Raw genomic sequence first — 8,780 nt, 5'->3', positions numbered from 1 at the left:
GTAGAGCCGCCGATATGGGCCTGACGGTCGTCCCCGCCGCTTTTGCCCGAGGGAGGCACAGAACCACCTATGTCCTCCCTACGAACCCCGCTGTGTGACGCTATCGGAACCGACCACCCGATCGTCCAGGCGCCCGTCGGGAGCGTCTCGACGCCCGAACTGGCCGCCGCCGTGGCCGACGCCGGCGGACTCGGGCTGCTCGCGATGTCCTGGCGGGACGCCGAATCGATCGTCGAGAGCTACGAACGGGCTACCGATCTGACCGACGGCGTCGTCGGGGTCAACGTCGTACTCGACGAGTCGACCGGCGTCGACGACCCCGAGGCGTGCCTGGAGACGTGTCTCGACGCCGGCGCGAGCGTCGTCTCGTTTTCCTTCGGCGACGCCGCCGACTCCGTCGAGCGGGTCCACGAAGCCGGTGGAACGGCGATGGTGACCGTCGGGAGCGCACAGGAAGCCAGGGACGCGGCCGCCGGCGGGGCGGATGTCGTCGTCGCACAGGGTGCCGAGGCCGGCGGCCACGTCCAGAGTGACGTGACGACGATGTCGCTCGTCCCGCGTGTCGCCGACGCGGTCGACGTGCCGGTCGTCGCCGCCGGCGGGATCGGGGACGGCCGGGGACTGGCCGCCGTCCTGGCACTCGGCGCGGACGGCGCGTGGCTTGGGACCCGGTTCGTCGCCACCCGGGAGTCCGGCGCCCACGACGCCTACCGCGGGGCGCTCGTCGACGCCAGCGAGACGGACACCCGGGTGACCGAGGCGTTCGACCGCGGGTGGCCCGGCCAGCCACACCGGGCGCTCGCGACCCCGGAACTCCGGCGTGGGGAGCACGACGACCGACCGGGCGAGGGCGAACCGGTCGCACACACGCCCGGCGGCGACCCGGTCGAACGGTACGCCGACCTCCCGCCGATCGAGGGGGTCGAGGGTGACATCGAGGCCCTGCCTCACTACGCCGGACAGAGCGTCGGCCTGACCGACGACGTGCCCGCCGCCGGTGCGGTCGTCGACGCGCTGGTCGGGGAGGCGAGGACCGCCCTCGGCGCGCTCCCGGACGCGAGGTAGGACCACCGGACAGCGACCGTGTGGCGGCCTGGCACGTCGTTTCGGCTTCGAAAGCGCTTTTAGGGGTGGTAGCACAGAATGGGATACAGCCTGTGCCGGGTTGATGATGCTCCCAGCCTTCTCAGGAAACCGCGTACTGTCGGGGTGCGCCGCGGAACGCCCGCGAACGGCGGGGGAGCCTGAGCCCGCGCGCAGGAGGTGCAACATACCAATGCCAGTATACGTAGATTTCGACGTTCCGGCCGACCTCGAGGACGACGCCCTCGAAGCGCTGGAAGTCGCACGAGACACGGGCACAGTCAAGAAAGGAACCAACGAGACGACCAAGGCCGTCGAGCGCGGCTCGGCCGAACTCGTCCTGATCGCCGAGGACGTTCAGCCCGAGGAGATCGTCATGCACATCCCCGAACTCGCCGACGAGAAAGGGGTCTCGTTCATCTTCGTCGAGCAGCAGGACGACCTCGGTCACGCCGCGGGGCTCGAAGTCGGGTCGGCCGCCGCCGCCATCGTCGACGCGGGCGAGGCCGAGGCCGATGTCGAGGACATCGCCGACAAGGTCGAGGAGCTTCGGTGAGGTGACGACGGATGAGTGCTGAGGAATCCGAAGGCAGCGGTTCCACGCCCGCCGAGGTCATCGAGATCGTCGGCAAGACGGGGATGCACGGCGAGGCCATGCAGGTCAAGTGCCGCATCCGCGAGGGCGAGAACCAGGGGCGTATCATCACCCGGAACGTGCTGGGCCCGGTCCGCGAGGGCGACGTGCTCCAGCTCCGTGAGACCGCCCGCGAGGCCGACGCGATCGGAGGTCAGTAACCGATGCCCCGAACACGAGAATGTGACTACTGCGGTGCCGACATCGAGCCCGGGACGGGCACGATGTTCGTCCGCAACGACGGCTCGACGATCCACTTCTGTTCCTCGAAGTGTGAGAACAACGCCGACCTGGGCCGGGAGGCCCGCAACCTCGGCTGGACCGAGGCCGGCCGCGAGGCCGACGCCGCCGAGACGGCCGCCGCCGAGGCTGCGGCGGAGTCTGCGGCCGCCGAGGACGAGGCCGAAGACGAGGAACCGAGCGCCGCACCGGACCTCGAAGCCGCCGAGGAAGCGGCCGAGGAGTCCGAGACGACGGACGACGAGGACAACGACGAGGAAGCCGAGGAGGCTGAAGCCTGATGGCCGACACCGAGCGAACCTTCGTGATGGTCAAGCCCGACGGCGTCCAGCGCGGTCTCATCGGGGACATCGTCTCCCGCTTCGAGGACCGCGGGCTGAAGATGGTCGCCGGGAAGTTCATGCAGATCGACCAGGACCTCGCCGAGGAACACTACGGCGAGCACGCCGACAAGCCCTTCTTCGACGGGCTGGTCGACTTCATCACGTCCGGTCCGGTCTTCGCGATGGTCTGGGAGGGCCAGGACGCCACGCGGCAGGTCCGCGCCATGATGGGCGAGACCGATCCCGCCGAGTCCGCACCCGGGACCATCCGTGGTGACTACGGTCTCGACCTCGGTCGGAACGTCATCCACGGCTCCGACCACGAGGACGAGGGCGCCAACGAGCGCGAGATCGCCCTCTTCTTCGACGAGGAGGAACTCGTCGACTGGGACCAGATCGACGAGTCCTGGCTGTACGAGTAATCGCGCACTGCGGTTTCTGCGGTCTTTCCACCCCGTCCAGTCACAACGCCCATCAGCCGTCGGCTCGTACCGGAGAGCGTGACACGAACGCTCTACCAACTCGACGGCTGCCCGTACTGCGAGAAGGTCGCCGACCGGCTGGACGAACTCGAGATCGACTACGAGAGCGTCTGGGTCGACGCGCTCCACTCCGACAGGGACGAGGTCAAGCGAGTGTCGGGCCAGCGCGGCGTCCCGGTGCTCGTCGACGACGACTACGGCGTGACGATGGCCGAATCCGACCGCATCCTGCAGTTCGTCGAGCGCAGCTACGCCTGACTCCGGTACGCGAGCGCCGCTCCCAGCGAGACGAGTACCATCGGGAACAGGACGAACGTGACGGCCGTGAAATACAGGTCCGGCTGTTGCGTGAGGACGCCGTCGGCGCCGTCGATCGGGACCCGCTGGACGAGCGTCATCGCCCCCAGGACGCCCACGGCGAGGTAACCGACGGTGAATCCGGAGCCGACGAGCGCGGCCTCGGTGAACCGACCGGTCGCGGGCGACTCCCGGTGGCGCTCGAAGACGGCGCCCGCCATCAGGAGCGAGACGACCGGGAGCAGGAAGTAGACGAGGGGGTGTGTCGCGGCGCCCCCGCCGAGCAACGCCAGCCAGAGGTCGTTGGTAAACGGCTGCTGAATCTGGACGGTCGGGTTGGTCGTCCCTTTGACGATCCAGACGAAGTGTGCGTTGTACAGGATGTGTGCGTACTGGAGCAGGACGGCCGCCGTGGAGTTGATGATCGCCGTCGACCGGTTGACCGACGACGGACCCAGGACGAACAGCGCGGCGACGAGCAGATACTCGACGACGAAGGTCGCGGCGGCTGCACCGATGGCCCACGGCCAGGGGAACTCACGGATGCTGGGCGCGAAGAAGTGGTCCTGGGCACCTGATTCGGCGTCTCCCTCCGGCTCGGCTTGGGCAGTCACTGACACACCTACAGCACGGCGGAAAATGAGTCTGGTGGTGGCTACTCGCCGGGTTCGAAGTCCAGGGCGGCGCCGTTGATACAGTAGCGCTTGCCGGTCGGTTCCGGCCCGTCGTCGAAGACGTGTCCGAGGTGGCCGCCACAGTTCGCACAGACGACTTCGGTGCGGCGCATCCCGTGACTCTCGTCGAGGCGTGTCTCGACGTTGCCCGCCTCGTAGACATCCCAGAAGCTCGGCCAGCCGGTCTCGGAGTCGAACTTCTCGTCGCTGTCGAACAGCTCCGCGCCACAGCCGGCACACGTGAACACGCCTTTGTCTTTCACGTCCAGCAGATCGCTGCTGAACCGGGGCTCTGTGCCGGCCTCGCGGAGGATGCGGTACTCCTCGTCTGTGAGGAGCTCACGCCACTCGTCGTCGTTTTCGGGGAGGTCACTCGCTTGTTCGCTCATACCCCCTGATAGGGTCCGGAGCGGCATAAGCCTCCGGCGTCGACACCGTTCAGCGTCGGCCTCGGTCGTGACCGGCTCGGGCGAGTTCGTGAGCCCGGTCGTTCGCCTGTCGCGGGACGACCCGGTAGGTGACCACGGGAATGTCTGCGAAACAGGACCGGATCGTCTCGACGCGACGGCGGGCCACGTCGCTGGACGGCGTCGCCGGGTGGGTCGGGTCGGCCACGTGGACGGCCGCGTCGGCGTCGCCGGAGACGTGGACCGAACTCGCTGTCGGCGCGATCTCCGAAACCATTCGGGCGGCCTCGACCAGCGCCCGGAGTTCGAGCGCGGCACTGGAGACGAACGCCTCGACCGGTACCGACCGCTCGGCGAGTGACTCCAGACCGTCCGTGACGACGTACCCCACGGCGGCCGAGGTGGGGGTGGCGTTGTCGGCGGCGTACCGGAGGCTCGCGTCGAACGACACCAACAGCGGACCGCTCGGCCCGGACATGCCTGTCACTCCGCGGCGGCGGCAAAAACTCCGTCGGTGCTGTCACGGTCGATATGAGTCGCGGCCGGTCGCCCGTCGGTTTCACAAAGTATTCACCGACGGTTCCGGTAGCTTGTCACGTGACTCACAGATTGGTCCTCGCGTTCGGGTCACTCCTCCTGCTCGCCGCCCTCGGTGGCTGCTCCGCGGCCGGGAGCATCTCCATGACGCCGGTCGACGACAGCGAGTCGCTGGCGGCCGAGGCGAGCCGTGACCTACCCGCCGAACAGAGCACGTACGACCGCTACCGCTTTCGCGACATCGAGCGCGCGATCCAGGCCGGGTCGACGACGGTGAACGCGACACAGCCGACAGTCGACCCGGGACTCCCCTACGAGCACGACGGACGGTACTACAACGTCTCGACGGCCATCGTCGGCCAGGAATCCGGCTACAGCGGCGAGGTCGGGATCGACTACAACACCAGTTCCGTCGACGGAACGGTGGTCGCCTACGGGGAGTTACCCGCCCGTGACCGGCGCGCACTCGAACCACTGCTGGCGCCGCCCCGGAAGGGCGGCGAGCCGGGAACCGACATCGACGTTCCGGTGGCCTACACCGACGCCGACGCGAACGCCTCGGCGCTGGTCCCCAACCAGACCTACGACGGGATTCGGTATCAGGGGACAACCTACGCGATCGATGTCCACGTCGAACGGACGACACTGAACACCTACCGATACGACGCGACCCTGGTCGCAGAGAGCGACCGGACCTACGCCAGGACACTCGACCGGGAGTACGCGTTCACGCTGTCGACCCTCTCGGAGAACGAGTCGGCCATCGTCGAGCAAGCGGTGGGGGATACACACTACATCGAACAGACGGGAGATCCGGGCTTCGCGTCACTGGTCGACCGGTTCCGCCACCGGCGCCCGGTGACCGCCTCGGAGTACGACGGTGCCTGGCTCGTCCGGTACGACGGGCGCCGCTACTGGACAGAGGTCCGCTTCGGCCAGTACCTACCCGAAGACGAACCGGTCATCGTAGCCACCCGGACGGCGGACGGCACGGCCGGCTAACGACGGCCCCACCCACGTCGGTTGTGAACACATACCGAACGCTCAAGCTCGTCGAGTCCCAACAGCCGAGTATGCGATTGAACGCCGCGGTTCTCGTGCTCGCATTCGTCGTTCCGCTCGTGGTTACCGGGGCCGTCGCCGCCCAGACGGGCGGCGGTGGCGTCTCCGGCCTCATCGAACTGCTCGAATCGATCATCAGCGTCCTCGAATCCTTGCTCGATTTCCTGCGATCGATCGGGTCCGGTATGTAGCGACTGGTCGATCGTCAGTAGCGTATCCTTGGCAAAGCTACATTATCCTGGCTGGTGTACCGGCAAACGGTGACCGACAATGTGTCCGTCAGGCGGTCCAGATCTGGAGACTGATTTCGAGACAGCGACGTTCGAGAGTGCTGATTCGGTCCCTGCGCCGGACGCACTGTTTCGTGCACTCGCCCACCGGCAGCGTCGCCGACTGCTCGCGACGCTCGTCTCGACGGATCGATCGGCCGTAGCGGATCTCGTCGACGTGCTCGCAGGGTGGGAGTCCACCGAAGACGGCCCTGTCGGCCCGGACGACTGGCGGACGCTCAGGGCGCAACTGCTGCACTCGCATCTCCCGTTGCTCGACGAAGCCGGGTTGATCGACTACGATGGAGCGGCCGGTGTCGTCACGCTCGCGTCGGTTCCGGAGCCGGTGACGGAGCTGTTGCTCTTCGCCAACACTTACGAGCGGACGACTTCACAGCTCCCCAGCGTGCCGACGGATACGGACTCGGCATGACCCTCTCGGCGATCATCGAGGCCGTCGCAAGTGATCGAAAAGACGTGGTCGTGTACGCGCCCGACGACACGGGTGTCGATCTGGCGACGCAGTTGCTGACGCGGAACGTCACTGTCGACCACCGGCGGCTCCCGACGATCAGTGCCGACGCGTTCGTCGTCGTTCGGGACGACGGTCGGTTCCGCGGTGCCGTCGCGCTCAGCGACCTGCTCGCGTTCGTCGAGCCGCCCGTTCGGCGGCCCGCCGACCGAGACGACCTCGATCCGGCCGTCAGGGCGATCTACGAGCTACTCGACAACACCGTCTTCGTCGCGCTGACGAGACGACAGTTACTGGCGACTTCACGGGAGCTAGAGGACCGTGCCTGGCGAACCGGCCGGGGGACGCTCCACGTCGGGTTCCAGTCGGCGGCGGCCTTCGAAGCCCAGGCGGATCTCTACGAGGAACTGGCTGCGACGACCGACATCGAGATCCACCTCTACATGGCGGACGCTCCGGCTCTCGACCGGTTCGACGGAACCGAAGTACACGTCCACACCGGGCCGAGCCCGGAGGTGGGACGGTTCTGGTTCATCGTCTTCGACGACGGTGCCGACGGGACACAGAACTGCGCGCTCATCGCGGAACAGACCGACACAGACGAGTACCGTGGCCTCTGGACGTACGACGCGTCACTGGTCGACCGCGCCCTCGATGCACTCGGGTAATCCGTCCTGGCGCGTTAGGCCCTCCGACAGTCGCTCTCGACCGCCGTGCCGGCCGTGGAAACCGCCGGTCCCAGTCCCGATATTCGATGTTTGTTATTGAATCCGATAAAAGCTGTAATTTACCACGATACGCGGCGAAATAGGCAGAATAAAGTACGATGTGGAGGAATAATTTTGCATGACCTCGACGGAACCGATGGCGCTTGAAGAACACCTCGAAACGGCGCTGGAACACGCCGAGAGCGACACCGCACGGTATCACCTCCGCGAGTCGCTCCAGATGGTGTACGGCCGGACCGACGACTGAGTGCACTATCGGGGGCCGCCAACGACAGCGGTCGCTGTGTTTCTCCCGTTCGACTCGATGGGTACGCGCCAGCACTGGGCCGAAGCGGATTTCTCCGGTGGAATCTCCGCGCCCGAACCCGGCGTGCGGTCGGGCGCCCCCTGAACCGTTGGGCCGCCTGGCTCACTCCCGCCTGGAGCGGTCGATCCAGTCGGACTCCTGTTTCCGTTCGGCGGCGTGTCGGAGCCCGTTCGCCACCTCGCCGGTCACGCGCTCGCCGAACGCGACGATATCGGCCAGGAACGTGTCCTGGAACGTCTCCAGGATATCGTAGGACCACCGGCCGCCGAAGGCGTCGTCCGAGTCACGCTCGGCGACGACGCCCCGCGGCAGATACTCGTCACGGAGTTCGTCGGCGAACTGGTCGTAGCCACACTCCCGGAGCAGTCCCTCGGCGGTGTCGAGGTGGTCCATCGCTCGGCCCGTGCTGTGATGGAAGCTCACGAGATGTCCGTGTGCCCTGTGGAGGTTCTCGACCCCCAGTTCGACCTGGTGGAGCGCGTCCCGTTCTCGGTCGCTCAGATCATCTGGATACCGAATTGTGTCTGTTCCCATGTGTGTTGGTAGCACCTCACGAAAAATACGCCTTTCGCGACAGCCACCGGTGTGAATCGATGCTGTCCGCACGATGCCTGACGTGGCCGGGACGGTCCCGGCGTGGCTTCCCCTCCGAGTCGTCGGTCACGCGTCCGGGCCGGCACTCCGACCGAGCGTCGCGGAGGTATCCCCGCTCGCGCCCTCGAAGACGATCCGAACATCGTAGCTGGATTCGACGGCGACATCGACGCTCGTACCGGCGGACACCTCGGAACCGACTCCGGCGGTGCTCCAGTCGCCGGCCGTCCCGGAGCCGATGTCGAAGTCACTGGCCGAGAGCCCCGAAGTGCTCCCGTCGGTCGCTAACCCGCTCCCCCTGATGTACAGCGTGTTCGCGGCGATGGTGTCACCGCCGTCGTGTGTCACGGTCAACACACCGTACCCGCTGTTCCCCACACCGGCCTCGTAGTCGAAGGCGAAACTGGCCTGCGGTGCTGTCTGCTGTGTCTGATCTCCCAAGCCGAGCACGAACGACGCGATGACGGCCGCGAGGATCACGGTGATCGCGACCATCAGGATGACGCCGATGACCGGCGACACTGCGTCGTCGTCCTCGAAGAGGTGTTTGAGTCGCATTACACTCCAGCGATACCCGCAGTCCGGTGTAGTAATGCACCGCCGGATTATCGGCCGATCGCGTTCAGGGGCCCGCTGAACGAACGAAGACGGTGACTACTCCGCCGCCGTCG

16 protein-coding genes are annotated in these 8,780 nt (G+C 66.9%); 11 read left to right on the top strand and 5 right to left on the bottom strand.

Annotated elements, in window-relative coordinates:
* Positions 1 to 69 precede the first annotated feature (69 nt).
* The 6 genes from P1L40_RS01565 (at position 70) to P1L40_RS01540 (ending at position 3,020) form a co-directional block, all read left to right on the top strand.
* The gene (locus P1L40_RS01565) at positions 70 to 1,065 is read left to right on the top strand and encodes an NAD(P)H-dependent flavin oxidoreductase (protein ID WP_284009560.1); all 996 of its coding nucleotides are present in this window, start codon (positions 70 to 72) and stop codon (positions 1,063 to 1,065) included.
* Positions 1,066 to 1,276: 211 nt separating this feature from the next.
* Positions 1,277 to 1,639 carry a 50S ribosomal protein L7Ae gene (gene rpl7ae, locus P1L40_RS01560; RefSeq protein ID WP_284009559.1) on the top strand — a complete coding sequence of 121 codons (363 nt, stop codon included), beginning with the start codon at positions 1,277 to 1,279 and terminating at the stop codon, positions 1,637 to 1,639.
* 11 nt (positions 1,640 to 1,650) lie between these two features.
* Positions 1,651 to 1,878, top strand: a complete 228-nt coding sequence (locus P1L40_RS01555) for a 30S ribosomal protein S28e (protein ID WP_284009558.1) — start codon at positions 1,651 to 1,653, stop codon at positions 1,876 to 1,878.
* A 3-nt stretch (positions 1,879 to 1,881) separates the two neighbouring features.
* Positions 1,882 to 2,238 (top strand): 50S ribosomal protein L24e, encoded by a 357-nt coding sequence (locus P1L40_RS01550; RefSeq protein WP_284009557.1) that lies wholly within the window; start codon positions 1,882 to 1,884, stop codon positions 2,236 to 2,238.
* A complete protein-coding gene (ndk, locus tag P1L40_RS01545) occupies positions 2,238 to 2,702 on the top strand; it encodes a nucleoside-diphosphate kinase (protein WP_284009556.1) in 465 nt (154 codons plus the stop codon). Before P1L40_RS01550 ends, ndk begins: the two co-directional genes overlap by 1 nt.
* A gap of 78 nt (positions 2,703 to 2,780) precedes the next feature.
* Positions 2,781 to 3,020: a glutaredoxin family protein gene (locus P1L40_RS01540; protein WP_284009555.1), complete on the top strand. Its 240-nt coding sequence runs from the start codon at positions 2,781 to 2,783 to the stop codon at positions 3,018 to 3,020.
* On the opposite strand, the gene P1L40_RS01535 is transcribed toward P1L40_RS01540, so the two are convergent.
* From P1L40_RS01535 to P1L40_RS01525, 3 genes are read right to left on the bottom strand one after another with little or no spacing between them, the layout of a single operon-like run.
* On the bottom strand, positions 3,011 to 3,673 hold the full coding sequence (locus P1L40_RS01535; RefSeq protein ID WP_284009554.1) for a DUF7978 family protein: 663 nt from the start codon (positions 3,671 to 3,673) through the stop codon (positions 3,011 to 3,013). The genes P1L40_RS01540 and P1L40_RS01535 overlap by 10 nt on opposite strands.
* A 41-nt stretch (positions 3,674 to 3,714) precedes the next feature.
* Complete coding sequence (msrB, locus tag P1L40_RS01530; RefSeq protein WP_284009553.1) at positions 3,715 to 4,122, bottom strand: peptide-methionine (R)-S-oxide reductase MsrB; 408 nt, start codon at positions 4,120 to 4,122, stop codon at positions 3,715 to 3,717.
* A 49-nt stretch (positions 4,123 to 4,171) separates the two neighbouring features.
* A complete protein-coding gene (locus P1L40_RS01525; RefSeq protein WP_284009552.1) occupies positions 4,172 to 4,618 on the bottom strand; it encodes a hypothetical protein in 447 nt (148 codons plus the stop codon).
* Positions 4,619 to 4,737: 119 nt separating this feature from the next.
* On the opposite strand from P1L40_RS01525, the gene P1L40_RS01520 reads away from it, so the two are divergent.
* The 5 genes from P1L40_RS01520 to P1L40_RS01500 all read left to right on the top strand — a co-directional run bounded on the left by P1L40_RS01520 (position 4,738) and on the right by P1L40_RS01500 (position 7,455).
* Positions 4,738 to 5,679, top strand: coding sequence for a hypothetical protein (locus P1L40_RS01520; protein WP_284009551.1), 942 nt, complete (start codon positions 4,738 to 4,740; stop codon positions 5,677 to 5,679).
* Positions 5,680 to 5,750: 71 nt separating this feature from the next.
* On the top strand, positions 5,751 to 5,930 hold the full coding sequence (locus P1L40_RS01515; RefSeq protein WP_284009550.1) for a hypothetical protein: 180 nt from the start codon (positions 5,751 to 5,753) through the stop codon (positions 5,928 to 5,930).
* A gap of 79 nt (positions 5,931 to 6,009) precedes the next feature.
* A complete protein-coding gene (locus tag P1L40_RS01510; RefSeq protein WP_284009549.1) occupies positions 6,010 to 6,441 on the top strand; it encodes a DUF7344 domain-containing protein in 432 nt (143 codons plus the stop codon).
* Positions 6,438 to 7,148, top strand: coding sequence for a DICT sensory domain-containing protein (locus P1L40_RS01505; protein WP_284009548.1), 711 nt, complete (start codon positions 6,438 to 6,440; stop codon positions 7,146 to 7,148). The genes P1L40_RS01510 and P1L40_RS01505 overlap by 4 nt, the downstream gene beginning before the upstream one ends.
* A 178-nt stretch (positions 7,149 to 7,326) precedes the next feature.
* On the top strand, positions 7,327 to 7,455 hold the full coding sequence (locus P1L40_RS01500; RefSeq protein WP_284009547.1) for a hypothetical protein: 129 nt from the start codon (positions 7,327 to 7,329) through the stop codon (positions 7,453 to 7,455).
* Between the two features lie 162 nt (positions 7,456 to 7,617).
* On the opposite strand, the gene P1L40_RS01495 is transcribed toward P1L40_RS01500, so the two are convergent.
* Both P1L40_RS01495 and P1L40_RS01490 read right to left on the bottom strand, forming a co-directional pair.
* Positions 7,618 to 8,049 carry a hypothetical protein gene (locus tag P1L40_RS01495; protein WP_284009546.1) on the bottom strand — a complete coding sequence of 144 codons (432 nt, stop codon included), beginning with the start codon at positions 8,047 to 8,049 and terminating at the stop codon, positions 7,618 to 7,620.
* Positions 8,050 to 8,175: 126 nt separating this feature from the next.
* Positions 8,176 to 8,667 (bottom strand): type IV pilin domain-containing protein, encoded by a 492-nt coding sequence (locus P1L40_RS01490; protein WP_284009545.1) that lies wholly within the window; start codon positions 8,665 to 8,667, stop codon positions 8,176 to 8,178.
* Positions 8,668 to 8,780: the final 113 nt, after the last annotated feature.

Origin of the sequence: Haloarcula pelagica (genome assembly GCF_030127105.1) — an archaeon.
In the GTDB taxonomy this organism is placed as follows: domain Archaea; phylum Halobacteriota; class Halobacteria; order Halobacteriales; family Haloarculaceae; genus Haloarcula; species Haloarcula pelagica.
Note: the sequence above shows the minus strand (reverse complement) of the source record. Positions and strands in the feature narration are given on the sequence as shown.